This is a genomic window from Allokutzneria multivorans (assembly GCF_039537405.1).
Taxonomy (GTDB): Bacteria; Actinomycetota; Actinomycetes; order Mycobacteriales; family Pseudonocardiaceae; genus Allokutzneria; species Allokutzneria multivorans.
The window spans coordinates 339,537-356,859 of sequence record NZ_BAABAL010000018.1 but is presented as its reverse complement, the minus strand read 5'-3'; the positions used below and the strand labels follow the sequence as shown (position 1 = coordinate 356,859).

Annotated in this window: 10 protein-coding genes; 8 read left to right on the top strand and 2 right to left on the bottom strand. The window is 71.3% G+C overall.

The features are described 5' to 3' along the window. Nucleotides 1-262: 262 nt before the first annotated feature. The 7 genes from ABD798_RS25720 to ABD798_RS25690 all read left to right on the top strand — a co-directional run bounded on the left by ABD798_RS25720 (nt 263) and on the right by ABD798_RS25690 (nt 14,276). Nucleotides 263-3,199, top strand: coding sequence for an ATP-binding protein (locus ABD798_RS25720; protein WP_344879721.1), 2,937 nt, complete (start codon nt 263-265; stop codon nt 3,197-3,199). After that, entirely contained in the window at nt 3,196-5,868 is a 2,673-nt protein-coding gene (locus ABD798_RS25715) for an AAA family ATPase (RefSeq protein WP_344879717.1), read from the top strand. Before ABD798_RS25720 ends, ABD798_RS25715 begins: the two co-directional genes overlap by 4 nt. A 5-nt stretch (nt 5,869-5,873) precedes the next feature. After that, on the top strand, nt 5,874-8,726 hold the full coding sequence (locus ABD798_RS25710) for a helix-turn-helix transcriptional regulator (RefSeq protein ID WP_344879714.1): 2,853 nt from the start codon (nt 5,874-5,876) through the stop codon (nt 8,724-8,726). A 659-nt stretch (nt 8,727-9,385) separates the two neighbouring features. Beyond that, nucleotides 9,386-10,093: a helix-turn-helix transcriptional regulator gene (locus tag ABD798_RS25705; RefSeq protein WP_344879711.1), complete on the top strand. Its 708-nt coding sequence runs from the start codon at nt 9,386-9,388 to the stop codon at nt 10,091-10,093. Next, the gene (locus tag ABD798_RS25700) at nt 10,094-10,774 is read left to right on the top strand and encodes a hypothetical protein (protein WP_344879708.1); all 681 of its coding nucleotides are present in this window, start codon (nt 10,094-10,096) and stop codon (nt 10,772-10,774) included. It begins immediately after the preceding gene. Between the two features lie 27 nt (nt 10,775-10,801). Then, entirely contained in the window at nt 10,802-11,941 is a 1,140-nt protein-coding gene (locus ABD798_RS25695; RefSeq protein ID WP_344879705.1) for a cytochrome P450, read from the top strand. Nucleotides 11,942-12,299: 358 nt separating this feature from the next. Continuing rightward, a complete protein-coding gene (locus ABD798_RS25690) occupies nt 12,300-14,276 on the top strand; it encodes a tetratricopeptide repeat protein (RefSeq protein ID WP_344879702.1) in 1,977 nt (658 codons plus the stop codon). On the opposite strand, the gene ABD798_RS25685 is transcribed toward ABD798_RS25690, so the two are convergent. After that, entirely contained in the window at nt 14,254-15,777 is a 1,524-nt protein-coding gene (locus tag ABD798_RS25685; protein ID WP_344879699.1) for a glycosyltransferase family 28 protein, read from the bottom strand. The genes ABD798_RS25690 and ABD798_RS25685 overlap by 23 nt on opposite strands. A gap of 136 nt (nt 15,778-15,913) precedes the next feature. Between ABD798_RS25685 and ABD798_RS25680 the strand changes: the two genes are divergently transcribed. Then, nucleotides 15,914-16,720, top strand: a complete 807-nt coding sequence (locus ABD798_RS25680; protein WP_344879696.1) for an SDR family NAD(P)-dependent oxidoreductase — start codon at nt 15,914-15,916, stop codon at nt 16,718-16,720. Here the strand turns inward: ABD798_RS25680 and ABD798_RS25675 are convergent. Next, complete coding sequence (locus tag ABD798_RS25675) at nt 16,707-17,030, bottom strand: STAS domain-containing protein (protein ID WP_344879693.1); 324 nt, start codon at nt 17,028-17,030, stop codon at nt 16,707-16,709. The two genes, ABD798_RS25680 and ABD798_RS25675, sit on opposite strands and share 14 nt — an antisense overlap. Nucleotides 17,031-17,323 lie beyond the last annotated feature (293 nt).

The window sequence follows — 17,323 nt, the reverse complement described above, 5'->3', positions numbered from 1 at the left end:
GCTCCGGTTGCCGCGCCGCCCTGTCAGCCGATGGGTGGACGTCGACTCATCGGGCCACATCAGAGTTCGTTAATCATCGCTGTTCTTTAAGGTCCGCTGATGTGCCGGAGTGGTCCCGTCGCCGGGTGAAGCCACCAGGGAAAACCGTGGTTCGGGCCGTTCTCGGAGAGTGTTCCGTGGGGTTTGCGTTAAATGTCATTCTCTTCAAGTGGGCCGTGTCGGAAGGCTCGCCCGGCTGATCGGACTGGGTAGTCTCTTCCCCGTGGTAGCGCTCTCACCTCGGGGGTGCCGCCGTGGTGGAAGGGAGCTGGCCCGCGTGGTGGAGGACGACGAGCGCGACGGTGGGCGGCCGGTGCGCCCCTCGCCCATCGTCGGCCGCTCCTCGGAGGTCGCCGCGCTGACCGCTCGTGCCCGATCGGCGCTGTCCGGGCGTTCGCAGGCGGTCGTGCTGCGCGGGCCCGCCGGGATCGGCAAGACCCGCCTGATCGAGGGCCTGCTGCCCGGTCTCGCACTCGAACACCGCGCCACCGTGCTGCGCGCCGACTGCCGCGAGGTCACCAGCGGGGTCGGCTACGGCGCGGTCCGCGCACTGTTCGCCCCGCTCGGCATCACCGGCGAGGACGACCCCAGGCTGACCGCGAGCGCGCGCTGGGCACTGCCTGTGCTGACCGAGAACGTCGCGGCGGACGACCTCAGTGACAGCCCGTCCTACCGCGTGCTGCACGGGCTGTACTGGTTGGTGGTCAACCTCGCCGCCGAGGCGCCGTTGGTCCTGGTGCTGGACAACGCGCACTGGTGCGACGAGCGCTCGCTGCACTGGCTGGACTTCCTGCTGCGCCGGGCCGACGACCTGCCGTTGCTCGTCGTCCTCGCGCACAGGGGGGCCGGCAGCGCCGGGCTGGGCGCGCTGCTCACGCACTCGCGCTGCACCTCGACAGACCTCGGGCCGCTGAGCCCCGAGGAGATCGCCGACCTCGCCGGGAACATGCTCGGCGCCCGGCCCACGCCCGCTTTCCTCCGTGCGTGCGTGGAGGTTTCCGGCGGTAATCCTTTGCTCACCGCGAGGCTCTTCACCGAGCTGCGCCGGGATGGCGCTTTCCCCGATGACGCCGCCGTCGCGAGGGCGCGGGAGGTCGGCAGGGACGTGCTGGCCTCCTCGGTGCTGCTGCGCCTCGCGGGGCTGCCGGAGCAGGCGCGCGCCGTGGCGCTGGCGGTCGCGGTGCTCGGCGGAGCGGTACCGGAGGGCGGCGCCGACGTCGTGAGCATGCTGGCCGGGGTGCAGACGCGGATGGTGGGCGTGTGCACGGAAGCCTTGCGGCGCAACGAGGTCCTGCGTCCGGGCGAGCTGGACTTCGTGCACGACGAGGTGCGCGCGGCCGTGCTCGCCGCGACCCCCGCCAAGCAGGTGGACCGGCTGCGCATGCGAGCAGCGCGCCTGCTCAACGACGCCGGGCGGCCCGCCGAGGAGGTCGCCAACCAGCTGATGCTGCTGGAGGGCCTGCCCGAGCCGTGGATGCTCGGCGTGCTCACCGACGCCGCCGCGCAGGCCGAACAGCGGGGCGCGCCGGACGCGGCCGCGAGCTACCTGACCCGCGCGCTGAAGCACCTCGAGCCCGCCGCGCAGATCCCGGTTCGCGCGCAGCTCGCACGCTGCCTCGCGCACACAGATCCTGTTGGCGCGCTTGACCAATTGGGCCGCGTGCTGAGCCTGAGCACGGACGTGCGGCAGCGCGCCGAGGTGGCCGTGCACTACGGCCTCACCGCGCTCGCCATGCAGAAGGCGCCCGAGGCGACGGCCATGTTGAGCGACGTCCTGGCGGAGCTGGGCGAGGCGATCGGGCCCGAGCCCACCGCCGCCGATGCCGACCTGCGCACGCGCTTGTGGGCCGCGCTGCTCTTCGTCGGCTCCGACGAGAAGACCACGATGCCGGTGCTGCGCGAGCTGGCCCGCACGATGCCGCTGCCGCAGGGCGAGACGCCCGCCGAGCGCGAGGTGCTGGCGATGGCCTCCTCGCTCGCCGCCGTGGAGTGCAAGCCCGTGGAGCACGTGGTGGACCTGGCGCGGCGGGCGCTGCGCGGTCCTACCGGGGCGCTTCCGACCTGGGCAGTGCTCAACGCCGCGTTCACCCTCCAGATGGCCGACAAGACCGACGAGTCGCTCGCGGCGTTCGGCTCGGTGCTGGAGGACAGCCGCGAGCACGCGAACCTGTGGTCCTACTGCATGACCTTGGCCAGCCGCGCGCTGTTGCACCACAGCGTCGGGGATCTGGCGGAGTTCAACGCCGACATCCACACGGCGCACGCGGTGTTCGTTCAGGAGCCGTGGGAGAACGCGGGCATGGTGCCGTGGGTGGGACTGGCCGTCTCGCACCTGGAGCGCGCCGAGCTGGACGAGGCCGAGGCGGCGTTGGCGCATGTGCGCACCGATCGCATCGACGACCTCATCTGGGAGGGCCCGCACTACCTGATGGCCGCCGCGAAGCTGCACTGGCGGCGCGGTGATCTGGACGGCGCGCTCGACCACCTGTTCCGCTGCGGCGCGATCCTGGAGGACTCGGGCATCACCAACCCGCTGTACGCGCGGTGGTGGATCGACGTCGCGTACATCCGCGCGGAGCAGGGACGGCAATCCCAGGCAGGCGAGATCGTCGAGCGTGCCCAGGACTTGGCTCAACAGTGGGGAACCCTGCGCGGAGTCGGCCTCGGCCTTCTCGCGGAGGGAGTGCTCGCCGAGCCTCGGCGCGCGGTGCGGGTGCTGAGCGAGGCGGTGGAGGTGCTCTCCGCGACCCCGGCCCGGCTCGACCACGCGCACGCGCTGTGCAAGCTCGGGCAGGCGTCGCTGTGCGCCGACGAGGCGAAGGGTGCGCGCGAGCACCTGCGCGGGGCGCTCGACCTGGCCACGCGGTGCGGCTCGCAGGTGCTGGCCAACGAGGCGGGCAGGCTGCTGGTGTTCGCGGGAGGGCGGCTGCGCAAGGAGATCCGCTCACCGATCGACGGGCTCACCGGCAGTGAGCGCCGGGTCGCGGTGATGGCCGCCGAGGGCAACAGCAACCGCGAGATCGCCGAGTCCCTGTTCGTCACGGTCCGCACCGTCGAGGTGCACCTGACCAACGTCTACCGCAAGCTCGGGCTCAGCCGCCGCGCGGAGCTGCCCGGCGCGCTCGCCCTGACCCCGGCCTCGGAGAAGGGCACGGCGTGAGGGCCGTGGCGGAGCGCGCGATCGGGCGCCGCGGCTGGCGCGACGAGGACGAGCTGGACCTGCTGGTGGACCGGGGAACCGAGCTCGACCTGCTGAGCCGCTCGGTCACCGGGCTCTCGCTCGGCCGCTCGGCGCTCGTGGTGATCGAGAGCCGCCCCGGCGCCGGCCGGACGGCGTTGGTGCGCAGGACGATCGCGCTCGCCGAGGCCGCCGGGATCCGGGTCTGCTCCGCCCGGGGTTCGCGCACGGAGTCCGAGCTGCGCTACGGCGTGGTGTCCCAGCTGCTCGCGGCGTTCCCGGCCCATGACTGTCCAGTGTGGACGGACGTGCGGTGGGCGGAGTCCGAGCGCGAGTCCGAGGTGCTTCCCGCGCTGTGCCGGGAGTTCCTCGGCCTGGCCCGCCGCGAGCCGCTGCTGGTGGTGGTCGACGACGCGCACTGGTCCGACCCGAGCTCGGCGCGGTGGCTGCGCGCGCTGGCCCGGCGGCTGCGCGAGGTGCCGCTGCTGCTGGTCGTCGCGGGCAACGACGGCTGCCGTCCGATCGGTCTGCCCGCGATCACCGAGCTGGCCGCTCCGCGTTCCGGTGCGAGCGCGCACCTGCTCCGGCCGCGCCCGTTGACGCAGGCCGGGGTGAACATGCTGCTGGCCACCGCCTGCCCCGGGCCGCTGGACGAGGACTTCAGCCGGGCGCTGCTGCGGGTCACCGAAGGCCAGGTGTGGTTGGTGCGCGCGGTGATGCGGCAGTTCGCGCGCGCCGGGCTGGCCCCGACCACGGAGCACCTGCGCGAGCTTCGCGAGACGGCCGGAACCGAGCTGGGCGACCGGGTCGCGCGGCTGATCGGAGTGCTGCCGGAGGAACTCGTCGGCCTGCTGCGCGCGCTCGCGGTGTGCGGGTCGCGGCTGGACTTCCGGCTGGTGTGCTCGCTGGCCGGGCTCCGCACGATGCCGGAGTCCGAGGCGCTGGCCCGGCTGGAGGGCGTCGGCCTCGTGCGGCCGGGGGACGAGCCCGAGCTGACCGATGCGGTGACCGCGTCGCGGGTGCTGTCCACGATGCCGGAGCGCCAGCGCGCCGAGCTGCACGCGGCCGCCGCCGAGTTGGGGCACCGCTCGGCGATCCCGGACCGCGACGTGGCGGGCATGCTGCTCGGTGCGTCCCCGGTCGGTCAGCCGTGGGCCGCCGACCTGTTGAGCCGCGCGGCGGCGAGGGACCGCTACGGCGCTCGTCCCGCGCAGGCCGCGCAGTTCCTCCAGCGCGCGTTGAAGGAACCGCTGAGCGAGCCCGCGCGGGCGCGGCTGATGATCGAGCTGGCCACGGCGGAGCTCGGCCCGAAGCCGGTCGCGGGCGCGCGCCTGCTGGGCGAGGTGATCAGCGGGCCTGGTGGTCCCGAGGTCGCGGAGTACCGCCTGGCAGCGGCCGATCTGCTGCTCGCGGGCGGCGAAGTGGGCGTGGCGCGCAGGCATCTCGTGAGCGCGCTGCGCCGCACCGGCCAGCCGCACGCGCGTGCGCTGACCGCCCTGTACCGGCTCACCGAGATCGTCGACGGCGCGGAGGAAGAGCCTTTCGCCCCCGGAGGTGCTACGCCCACATGCAGCGAAAACGACCGTGTGACAACGGATTCCGCGCAGGCGGGGGTGCTCGCGTGGCGGGAGGCGCTCAACGGCACGGGCTTGGAGCGCGTGCGCGCGTCGGCCCGGGTGGCGCTGCGGCCGAACTCCGGCGGAGGTGTGCTGATCTGCCCGAGGATGGCGGCGGCCCGAGCCCTCGGCCTCACCCGTGACTGGGCGGAAGGCCTCGCCGGGCTCGACCAGGTCCTGATCGAGGCCCGTCGGGTCGGCGTGAGCATGGTGCTGGCGTCGGTGCTGGCGATGCGCGCGGGGCTGTGCCTGCGGATGAGCAGGGGCAAGGACGCCGAGCGCGATCTCGCCGAGGCGTTCCGGCAGCTGCCGTTGCCCGAGTGGCGGCCCCTCCTCGCCCCCGCCGTCGTGGCCGTGCAGGCCGCCGTCCACCTGGAACAGGGCGATCCCGAAGCCGCGGGTCGTGCGCTGAGCAGCTTCGCCTCGGCCCTGCCGATCGGGGCCACCGAAGGCATCGCGTGGTGCCACTTCCTGTTCGCCCGCGCCAAGGTCCAGCTCGCCCTCGGTGATCCGAAGGCGGCTGTGGTGCACCTGCGGGAGTGCGGGCGGCGCCTGCTGCACCACCGCGTCGGCAACCCGGCCGTGATCCCGTGGCGCTCCACCGCCGCGCTCGCCCTGCACGCCTACGGCGAGCAGGAGGAGGCGGAGCGCCTGCTCGCCGAGGAGCGCGTGCACGCCAGGACGTGGGGCGAGCCGACGTTCCTCGGCAGCACGTTGCTGGCCTCGGCGCACGTGCTCGCCGACGCCAGGACGGAGAAGGCGGCGGCGCTGCTGGAAGAGGCGAGCGGGCTGCTCGGCGACGCCGTGTTCGAGCAGCTCTCCGGGCGCCGCCCCGAGCTGACCGTGCTGAGCGAGGTGGAGCGCCGCGCCGCCGAGTTCGCCGCGCGCGGTCACTCCAACTCCGAGATCGCCGAGGAACTGGCGCTGAGCAGGCGCGCCGTCGAGCTGAACCTGAACCGGGTCTATCGCAAGCTCGGCCTGTCCGGCCGGGGAGAGCTGGTGGCCGAGCTCGGCCACCGGGGCAGGGGGGAGTAGCCGCCGTGTTGCTGGAGCGGGAGTCCGAGCTGAGCGTGGTCGCCGGGGCGCTGCGGCGTGCAGGGGCGGGCAACGGCTCGCTGCTGGTCGTCACGGGCCCGCTGGGCAACGGCAAGACCGAGCTGATGCACGGGCTGGCCGAGCTGGCGGCGCCCGCCGTGCGCGGTGGGCAGGCGCCCGCCAAGGTCGTGCAGGCCAGCGGCGCGGTGCTGGAGCAGGACTTCGCCTTCGGCGTGGTGCGCCAGCTCTTCGAGCCCGCGCTGGCCGCCGCGCCCGCGCCCGTCCGGGAGCGCTGGCTGGACCACGCGGCCGGGTTCGCCAGGCTCGCCTTCGCCGACGACAGCCCGCCGACCGAGGGCCGTGCGCCCGCCGCCGTCGCGCAGGCGGTGTTGCAGGGGCTGCAAGCCCTGGCCGCGAACATGAGCGCCGACCACCCGCTGCTGATCCTGGTCGATGACCTCCAGTGGGTCGACGCCCCGTCGCTGCGGTGGTTCGGCTACCTCGCCAAGCGACTGGACCGGCTGCCGGTGACCGTGGTGGTCAGCGTCCGCGAGGGCGACCCGCGCTCCGAGCAGCCGCTGATCACCGAGATCACCGGCTCGGCGACGCGCACGCTGCGCCCGCGACCGCTGAGCCACGGCGCGATCAACGAGCTGGTCCGCGAGCAGTTCGGCGAGGCGGGCGACGCGGACTTCGTCGCCGCGGTGCACGAGATCGCCGGTGGCAACCCGATGTTCCTCATGTCGATCCTGCTCAACATGGTGGTCGGCAGGCGCCGCCCGATCACCTCGGAGATCGAGAACGCCAGGATGCTCGGCCCATCGATGTTCCGCGACCGCCTCGTCGCCTGCCTGCGCTCGCAGCCCCGGCCGATCCGGCAGTTCGCCAACGCGATGGCGCTGCTCGGCGAGCACGCCGACCTCGAACTGATCGGGCGGTTGGCCCGGCTGGACTCCGTCGGCTGCACCGAGGCCGTGCGCGTGCTCGACCGGCTCGGGTTGCTCGCGCCGGGGCCGATCCCGCGCTACATCCACCTCACCGTGCAGGACGCGGTCGAGGAGTCGATGACCGTCGAAGAGCGCGCGCGGGTGCACATCAGCGCGGCGAAGTTGTTGCACGGCTGCGGTTATCCGGCCGAGCAGGTCGCCGCGCACCTGCTCGCCGTGACCGCCCCGCAGGACAGCTGGGCGATCGAGGTGCTTCGCTCGGCCGCGCACACCGCGCTGCGCCGGGGCGCTCCCGAGGTCGCGGCCCGCTACCTGCGCCGAGCACTGGTGGACTCCTCCTCCGACGGCGAAGACCGCGCGATGCTTCTAGTCGATCTCGCGACCGCGGAGCGCGGTTTCGACCCGCCCGCGTCGGTTCGCCACATCTCCCAAGCCGTTCCGCTGCTCAGCACCGCCAAGGACCGCGCGGCAGCCGTGGTGCGGATCGCGCCGTCGGTGCTCAACGCCGCGCCGCTGCCCGTCGGTGACCTGGTCCGGCAGGTGGCCGCCGAGCTCGGCGACCCCGACAGCCTCGCCGGTCCGGAGCGCGAACTGGCCCTGCGCCTGGAAGCCCGGCTCCGCTACACCGGCCAGGAGGACCCGGCGCAGCTGGCCGAAGCGGTTGACCGGCTGCTCGCGATGGGGCCCGACCCCGGCACGAGCACCGGATCGGAGCGCGAGCTGCTGGCGGTGCTGCTCTACGCCGCGATGATGAGCCAGAAGCTGCCCGCGTCCGAGATCGTCCAGCGCGCCAACCGCGTCCTGGAGCGCGAGCCCGCGACCGCCTCGCACGTGCACACCGCGCTGCCGTTGCTGGTCAGCACGCTCGCCGCGGCGGACTCGGTGAAGGTCGTGTCGTCGTGGCTGGACATCGCGTTGGAGCAGGCGCAGCGGCAGAAGGCAACCGTTGGCAGCACGTGGATCTACGCCGAGCAGGCCTTGGTGCTGCTGTGCTCCGGCAACGTCGGCAAGGCCCGTGCGCGCGGCATCGAGGCGTTGGAGCTGGTCGACGCGGAGTGGGTGGAGGCGACCACGCTCGCGTCCTCGGCGCTGACCTCGATCGCCATGGACACCAACGACGCCGAGCTGGCGCGGTGGTTGCTCGACCGCAACGGCGACCGCGCCGGGCGAACGCAGTACGGCGTTTCCCACCACGCGATGCACCAGCTGCTGACCGGCTTGGTGCGCGCGGCCGACGGCGAACCGCACGCGGCGTTGGAGTACCTGCTCGACGCGGGGCAGTGGTTGGAGCGCGCTGGCTGGCACAACCCGGCGGTCTACCCGTGGCGCGGGTGGGCGGCGGCGGTGCAGCGCCAGGCCGGTGATCCGGCCGCGGCCGCCGAGCTGATCGAGGAGGAGAGCGCGCGAGCGCTGGCGTGGGGCGCTCCGGCCGCCGCCGGTCGTGCACTGCGCGCACAGGCCAGCCTGCACGGAGGCGCTCGCGGGGTCGAGTTGCTGACCGACGCGGTGGACCTGCTGCGCACCTCGTGCGATCGGTTGGAGCTGGCGAAAGCGTTGGCGCAGTTGGGTTCTCGGCTCCAAGAGCGCGGGGACCCCACCTCGGCCGACCGCCTGCTGCGCGAAAGCCGTGCGCTCGCGCAGGCGTGCGAGGCCGGGCCGCTGACCGAGCTGGCCGCCCCCGAATCCCCTTCCACCCCGGTCGTCGTGGCCGGCCCGCACCACGCCGCGCTCACCAAGACCGAGCTGCGCGTCGCCGGAATGGCCGCGGCTGGTGGCACCAACCAGGAGATCGCCGACGAACTGGGCGTGAGCCTGCGCGCGGTGGAGAAGCACCTCACGAACTCCTACCGCAAGCTCGCCGTTCCCGGCCGCACAGGCCTCGCGGCGGCCCTCTCCAGGCACTCAGCCTGAGTTCGCCGGTCTTCACGACCCGCGAACCCCACCGGAAACCGTCGCCAACCGCCCCAAACCGGCGTGCTGGCGGCGGTTTCCGACGTTCGGGGGCTGGGGCCGCAGCGCGTGAAGAGCACCCAGCGGCCCGGATGGGCGGGGGCGCGAGGCCCGGGAGTGCTGGTCGCGGGGGCGGTGAGCCCGCTCCGCGGTGTCCGGATGCCCGGCTGGGCGCAGCCCGAACTTGAGGATGATTCGACTTTTCTGATGGGTGAGCGGCGACACCCGACGACCGGCCACGCGGACTTCACCTGGAATTGTCATTGGGAGTCATCCCGCAGAACTACACCGCCTGAACCGGGGGAGCTACAACCGCATCCGCACTGATCGCCCGCGCGGCCGGCAGAACCGCCCGTTCATGCCGCTGAGCTGCGGAAACGAGTTCTTGCGCGATCTTTGCGTGCAGCGGGCGACCGTACCGAACCACCGGTGCCGCACCGGTGCACCGAACCTTCCGAACCGTCGGACCACAGTGTTAGGGGTTCGTCCGTCTGCCCGTTGAAGCCGTTCGAGTGAATACATAGTCTTCGTTTTGTGACCGAGAGCGGAGAAGCACTTCCCGCGCGGTCGAAGGCAAATCTGGATGTGTGCCTGAAGTTGGGGTGGTTCTGATGACTGTCATGGCAAGAGACATCGCCGGAGAAGGTATCGGGCGGGTCCCGGCTGAGCTGCCGAAACGCTGGTCCCCGGCACCGCTGTCGCGGCAGGTCGACCTCTACAAGCCGCTTTTCGAGCGCTCCGGCATGTGCATGGCGAATCTCGACCCGGAATTGCGCGTCCGCGATGCCAACGCCGATTTCTTCCGGCAGTTCGGCAGGCGTTCGGCCACCGTGCACGGCCGCCGGTTCCAGGACTTCCTGCACCCGAGCGTGGAGTCCAACCTGCGCCGCCAGCTGAGCAGGCTGGTGGACGGGCAGCGCACCAGCTTCGGTGACCGGATGGTGGCCATGCGCCCCGACGGCACCGTCTTCACCGGTGAGCTGACCGGCATCGCGGCGCACGCCCCCGACGGCAGGGTCGGCGCGGTGGTCGTGGTGGTCCGCCCGGAGACCGACGACCAGCGGGACGCGCGGCCGCCGGTGGACCAGGCGAAGATCCTCACCGACCTCGACGCCCGCATCCTGGAGGGGGTGGCCGCCGGAGTCTCCGCCGTGGAGATGGCCTCCCGGCTCTACCTGAGCAGGCAGGGCGTGGAATACCACGTCAGCACGATGTTCAGGAAGCTCGGCGTCTCCAACCGGCCCGCGCTGGTCTCCAAGGCATACTCTATGGGAATCCTTAGTGTTGGTTGCTGGCCGCCGAGGGTGCTCCCGGAATACGTTAAGTAAATGCCGCGTGAGAAAGACCTGTTCGATCGGAGTGCGGCGGCCTTCGATGCCCTCGACCCGCGGATCGCGGTTTACCGGAAACAGGACCGCGAACTCGTGCTCCGCGTGGCGAACAGCCTGCCGCGGCGAAAAGAAGTGCTCGACATGCGCCAGCGGCACTACGAGCCCACCCTGCGCCGGATCGGCGTCACCGCGTGGGACGCCTACGACGAACGCGCGGCCCAGTTCCTGTGCCACGAGCACAAGGCGCAAGCTCCAGAACTTCCCGTCGGCGGCATGCGGATCGTGCCCAACACCCTGGCCTGGGGCGAGGTCCGGGACGACTTCGGCGACCTGCGCGAGCTGCTGCCCGACGAGGTGGTCACCTCCGGCGCCTTCGCCGTGGTGGGCCGCGAGGTCGTGGTCCCGAGCCACCGCTCCCTTGGCGTCTCGGCCACGCTCGTGCACGCCGCGCTCTCGTGGTGGGGCGCGCGCACCGGGGCCCGTAGGCTGGTGCTCACCAGTCTGGCCTCGGCCAGCCCCGCGGCGCGGTTCTTCGGGGCGGAGCCGGTCACCGGGCCGGTGCCGCTGGGCCCCGGGCGGGTGCCGGTGATCGTGATGACCGTCGAGCTGGCCACGGCCAGGGAACGCGCGGAGAGCTGGTTGCGCGGCCGGGGGTGGGCGATCCACCGCGGCGGCTGAGCGGTGGACCGATCTGGAGGGCGCGCGGTGGTTGTTCCCTTCCCCTTGCCGAGGGCGGGGCTGACCGAACCCGCGCCCGCCTACCGCGAGCTGCGCCGCGACCGCCCGGTCTGCCGCGTCCGCCTGCCGAGCGGAGACCTCGCGTGGCTGGTCACCCGCTACGCCGACGCGAAGCTGGTGCTGGCCGACCCCCGTTTCAGCAAGCGCGCGCTGCTCGACGGCGGCGCCGCGCGGACCCGGCGCGGAGAGCTGCTGGACGGGCTGCTGTTCACCACCGATCCGCCGGAGCACACGGCGTTGCGGGCTCGGCTGGCCGGAGCTTTCACCCCGCGCCGCATCGCCGCGCTGCGCCCCGGTGTCGTGGAGCTGGCAGAGCGCCTGCTCGACGACCTCGAACCGGGCGGCGACCTCATGTCGGCCTTCGCGGAGCCGTTGGCGATGTCGGTGATCTGCGCGCTGCTGGGCGTTTCCGTCGCGGAGAACCGCCGCTACGCGCACTGGGCCCAGGCCGTGCTGTCGGTGAGCTGCTTCTCCGACGAGGAGGTCTCGCAGGCTCAGCGCGACCTCCTCGACAACGTGCACGCGCAGGTGAAGGCCGCCCGTGCGTCGCCCGGCGAGGGGCTGATCGCGGCACTGGTCGCCGACGAGGCCGATGACATCGCCGTGGTGAAGCTCGTGGCGACGCTGCTGGTGACCGGCTACGAGACGATGGTGGCCGGGATCGGTGGCGCCGTGCTCACCCTCCTCGTCCACTGTGGACGCGTGAGCCCGGCGAATCCCGTTCTGCTGGAGGAACTTCTCCGCTTCGCGACCTTCGGCGACGCCCTGCGCTCCCGGCGCGCGATCGCCGACGTCTCGTTGGGAGGGGCCCAGATCCGCAGCGGTGACGTCGTCCTGGTGTCGGTCGCCTCGGCCAACCGCGACGCGGAGGTCTTCGACGACCCGGAGAGCTTCTCGCCCTCGCGGGACGGCGCGCGGCACCTCTCCTTCGGCCACGGCCCGCACTTCTGCGTCGGAGCCGCGCTCGCTCGCCTCGAACTCGAAGTGGCCCTTGAGGTCCTGACGCGCAGGGTTCCGGGGTTGCGCCTGGCAGTGCCCGCCGAAGAGATCCGCCTGCGGCACGGCTCCGCCGAAGCCCCGCCCGAATCGCTGCCCGTCACGTGGTGAGCGCGGAGGACCGTCCACAAAGGTCAGAGCGAAGCTACCCGGGTTCACGGTTCCTTCTAACGATTCCTCGATCACCGTCGAGTACACCGATCCGGCGGGCAGGTTGCTCGTCGTCGCACCGCGCTGTCTGTCCACGTGCCAGCCGTTTCGTCACCCTGACCGCTCGCTCCAGCATTGCCGCCCGGTGCGTGCGGCACCGGACTTCCCGTCGGCGGGGCGATTCCGTCGGCCGCCGCAACGGCCACATCGGACCAGGACATGGGCGAACTCCTAGATGTGCGGGCGGGCTGGGCGTATCCAACCAGCTTCCGCGCGGCTTTCCCGACGTGTGCGGAGCGGGCTCGGTAGGGTGCGCTCCGTGAGCGGCGACGTGACGAACTCGAACAGCGGCGACGGGCACGGGGCCGTGCCGCGAGCGCTGGCCCCGCCGCGCCGGGAGTTCGTGAACCGGGTCGAGTCGCGCCAGCGGATGTTGGACGAGGTCATCTCCGCGAGGTCCGGGAAGGAGCAGCGCCTCGCCCGCGTCATGGTGTACGGACCGGACAGCTGCGGCCGCATGGAGATGATCAACAAGTTCGCGGCGGACCAGGAGGAGAGCTTCTTCCCCGATGGCTCCATCCTGGTCGAGTACGGCGGCCCGAACGCTGTCGGAAGCGTGGATGCCGCGGTGCGCAACGCGCTCATCGACTTGGGCGAGCCCGTCGGCGAACTCACCTCCTTCGCTCAGAAGCGGACGCGGCTGCGCACGATCTTGAGGACGCGTGACGTTCTGATGGTGCTGCGCGGCGTCACCACCCGCGCCCAGGTCGATCCCTTCATCGTGGAGCAGTCGGGGTCCGCGCTGGTCGTGATCAGCGCTCGCACGATCGGCGCGTTGGAGACCGACGGCTTCCAGCCGATCTTGGTCGCCGGGCTCGACAACGTTCACGCCCTTGAGCTGTTTCGGCGGCTCACCCGCACGGCTTCGTCCACGGTGGAAGAGAAAGTCGTGCTGGCCTGCGGAGGTTCCCCGCTGCTGATCGGCCTGCTCGCGGCTCAGATCGTCGAGCGCCCGCACCGCGCCGAGCGCATCACGCGGCGATTCGTGGAGCTGGGACCGATGGCGCTGGAGGGGGACGTCATGGAGAAGATGGGCACGAGGCTGGACGTGCTGTTGTCGACGCTGGAGCCCCGCACCGCGGCGGCGTACGTGAAGCTCGGCCTGCACCCCGGCGCCAGGTTCGACTTCGAGGCAGCGCGAGCCCTGCTCGGACTGTCCACAGAGGACACCGAGGACGTGCTGGACGAACTGGTCCAGTTCCACCTCCTCAACGGCGATGACGACGGCTATCGCTTCGACCCCACGGTGTTCTGGCACGCGCGCGCCCGTGCGGCGCGAGAACTCACCGATGACACCGAGATCGCCCAACGGATCGTTGAGCACTACCTGGACTTCACCGTGCACCGCGACGCCCAGCTGTCCTCGCGCCCGCGGATCGGTCCGCGCTACCGCGAGCCCGTGGCGCTTGCCGGACCGGAGAAGCGCAAGGTCCTGCTCGCCGAGTTGGAGGACAAGCGGGAGACCCTGCTCAGAGTCGTGCTGTTGGCCGAGAAGCACGGCTTCGACGACTTGGTGTGGCAGTTCTGCGAGGCGTTGTGGGGCCTCTACCACCTGCACGGCCACTACGAGGACTGGCGGCGCACCCACGAGATCGGTTTCGCGGTCGCGAAGGAGCCGATCGTGAAGATGAGGATGGCTTCGCAGCTCGGGTCCGTGTACTTCGCGCTCGGCGAGTGGGCACGCGCGGAGAAGTTGTTCGCTGCGTCCGCCGAGTCGGCTCGGCAGGTGCCCGGACCGGCAGGCCACATCGGCGAGCAGAGCGCCTTCGAATGGCGCGGCAAGATCTGCTTCCGGCTCGGCCGCTACGACGAGGCAGCCGCCTTCTACGACGCCTCCGAGGCAGCGGCTCGGCTCGCGCCGGAGGCGGAACAGCCTCGAATGCTCGCGCTGCTGGAGCTTCAACGAGCGCGGCTGCGCCTGAAGCAGACCCAGTTCGAGGCCGCGCTGACACACGCGGCGTCGGCGGGGGAGTTCTTCGACGGCAGCACAGAATCCGACAACAAGGCGAAGGTGCTGCTCGTGCGAGGCATGGCGCTTGCGGGCCTGCGCCGTGACCAGGAGGCCGAGGAGGCGTTGTTCGCCGCCGTGGCAATCTTCGCGGCAGAAGGATCGATGCGCAGCGAACTCGACACTGTCTTGGCACTCCGTGAGGTCGCTGAACGCTTGGCTCACAAGGACATCGTCAAAGAGTGCGATACCGCCGTGCAGAGACTCAGGCTGGCCCTCGGCCTGTGACGCGCAGGTAGATCTCCGAGGTGTACCTGAGCAGATCAGGCCCGTCGTAGCGGAACACCCGCCCGTCGCGATGACGGACCTCGCAGCGGTCGATCACCGCGACGAGTCGACAGGACAGGTCGTCGAACAACGTCGCCGCCTGCACGTCGTCCTGGCAGAACACGATGTCGGCCGCTGAGCGCAACGCCCGGTCCGGGTGCTCGGCGTGCACGACAAGGTGTGGATCGTCGAGCACTGGCGCGTCGAGGAGCCTGCCGGAGAACACGTCCGCCGGATACCGCTTGAGGTCGGCCGTGACGAAGTACGCCGCCACTTCGTCCTTTGTAGACGGTTCGAGTCGGAGCGGCGGTATCAGCACGCCACGAGTCGGCTCCGACAGCCCGAGCAGCTCGTACGCACGCGCTCGGAGGCGCGAAGCGGCTTCGTCGGGATAGGAGCTGATCAGATCGGCCACCTTCTGCAGCTCCCCGGGGACGAAGTACGAGAGCGCCTCCTCAACCTGAGCTCGCAGGGATCGGCCCGGGTCCAGGCGCGGCGCGCTCATCCCCAGAACGTCCACACAGGACCCCATCGCCACATCGTCCTCCGGGTAGGCGGCCAACACCACGGGCAGGTCGAGCGCCGCACCGTAAGCCGTTGTCGCGCCGATGTCCCCGATGACCAGATCGGCGGCGATGAGCGCAGCGCCCCAACCCTCCAACGGCGGAACCAGAACGAGCCCAGCGCGAACGCAATCCGCCAACCACAGGCGAATCTGGTGCGGACCATGACCGAACCACACGTGCGGGTGCAAGATCCCGGCCACAACGTAGTCATCAAGAGGAAGTTCCGCGAGGAGCTGGCGGAACAGGTCCGGCCACGAGCCGAACAGCGACCGCGAGGACCACGTGGAGGAGACCACGACCAGGCGCTGGTTCGGCTTCACACCAAGGGTTTCGCGGTACCGCGTGCGCAGCGGCCGACTGGCGCGGATGCGGTCGAGCGTCGGATCTCCGGCGACGACCGCTGAGGCGAGCGCCTCAGGCACGGCGACCGCGAGCCGATCCAGCTGCTCGGTGTGCGAGAGCACCAGTGCGTCCGCGACCACGCGCCCTTCACGCAGCAGCCACGGCGCTGACAAGCCGTAGGTCTGTTTGTCCCCGGAGTTCTTCGAGTAACCGACGCCGTGCGAGACGATCATGAGCGGCGCGCGGATCTCGTGCAGCTTCCCGCTGTGGTTGGCGGTGATCGCCAGGTCGAAGTCGGTGTCCAGCGCCTGCTCCCACGGCACGGCGAGGACGCCCAGTTCGGCGAAGCACTCGACGACGCCTCCGGTGATCGCCGAGGCCTGCGGACAGGTGAAGACCAGTTGCACGCGGAGGTCGGAGTCGAACAGCGGCACCAGGTCCAGCAACCGGTTCGCCGAGGTGACCGTGTGCACCACGAAGAGCACCTTGCGGGTGCCGGACAGGGTCGACCACCGCTGGGCGTGCACCCCGATCGGACTCTTCACCCAGCTCACGACGATCACCTTAGGACAAGCGGGTGCTGGCGGGAATCAGCCGCCCAACTGCGCGGCGACGGCCGATTCGCGCCGGACTTTCTCGTTGCCGCCGAACAACATTGAGCGGTCCCACCAGTCAACGAGAAGGACTGTCATGGATCTCAAGCTCGACCGCTCGGTCGCAGTCGTCACCGGCGCGTCGAAGGGCATCGGACTCGCGGTGACCAGGACGCTGCTGGCCGAGGGCGCCAGGGTGGTCGCGGTGTCGAGGAGCCGCACCGCCGACCTGGACGCGCTGTCCGGCCCCGACCTGCTGCACGTCACGGCCGACCTGATGGACCCGGAGGCCCCGGCCCGCGTGGTCGCCGAGGCCGTCAGGGCCTTCGGCGGCGTCGACGTGCTGGTGAACAACGCCGGAGGCGTCCCGGCAGGGGTGACGATGCCGCGCCCGTCGTTCCTGGACGCCTCCGACGCCGAGTGGCAGGCGGTGTTCGAGTTCAACCTGTTCTTGGCGGTGCGGGCGATCCGCGCTGTGCTGCCGGTGATGCTGGAGGCCGGAGGCGGCTCGATCGTCAACGTCTCCTCCGGCAACGCCCGCCAGCCGTCGCCGATGAACGCCGACTACGGCGCGGCGAAGGCGGGGATGAACAACCTCACCAAGGTCCTGTCCGAGGAGTTCGCCCCGAAGGGCGTCCGCGTCAACACCGTCTCGCCCGGCCCCGTGCGCACCGCGTGGTGGACCGACGAGGGCGGCGCCGCCGACACGATCGCCGCCATGGCCGACAGCGACCGCGACACGGTGATGGACACCCTGGCGCCGCAGATGATGAGCCTCAGCACCGGCAGGCTCGCCGACCCGCAGGAGATCGCCGACGCAGTGGCGCTGCTGGCTTCTCCGAGGTCGGCGAGCACCACCGGCGCGGAGTTCGCCGTCGACTCCGGCTACCTCAAGGGGCTCTGATCGCGAACTCCACGTCCAGCCCCGTGATCCGCAGCGGCATCAGCACCGCCTCGTGCACCGCGACAAGGCGCAGGTCGCGCCGCTGGTCCCGCAGGGTTCGCTGAAGCCGGACGAGGCCGTGCAACGCGGTCGAGCCCATGAAGCTCACCGAGGTCATGTCGAGCACCACCGCGCCCTCGCTCCTGGCCGCCGCTTCGTCGAGCGCGGAGAGGAAGAGTTGTCGCGAGGCCAGGTCCACCGCTCCGGCCAGGGCGACCAGCCAGGAGTCGTTCGCGGAGCGGGTGGAGACGGTGAGGTGTTCGACTGACACGCGGTGCTGCTCTCTTCCGGTGTTTCGACGGGCTGATGCCCGGGTGCCCACCGTCCACAGAGGACGGTGGGCACCCGGTGGCTGAACGCCTACCGTCATGATCCGGACGACCTCCCCCGCATGCCGTCACGGACACGCCAAACACCCGAACGTGTCAGAACGGCGCCGTTCGACGGTTTCTCGCACCGCCAGCGCACTGAATCGCCGGGGTGATCACCACTCGAAACGTCACGAGCCACGACGTAACGCCGCAAAACCGCGCGTCCACCGAAAGGACCAACGACGAGAACCGA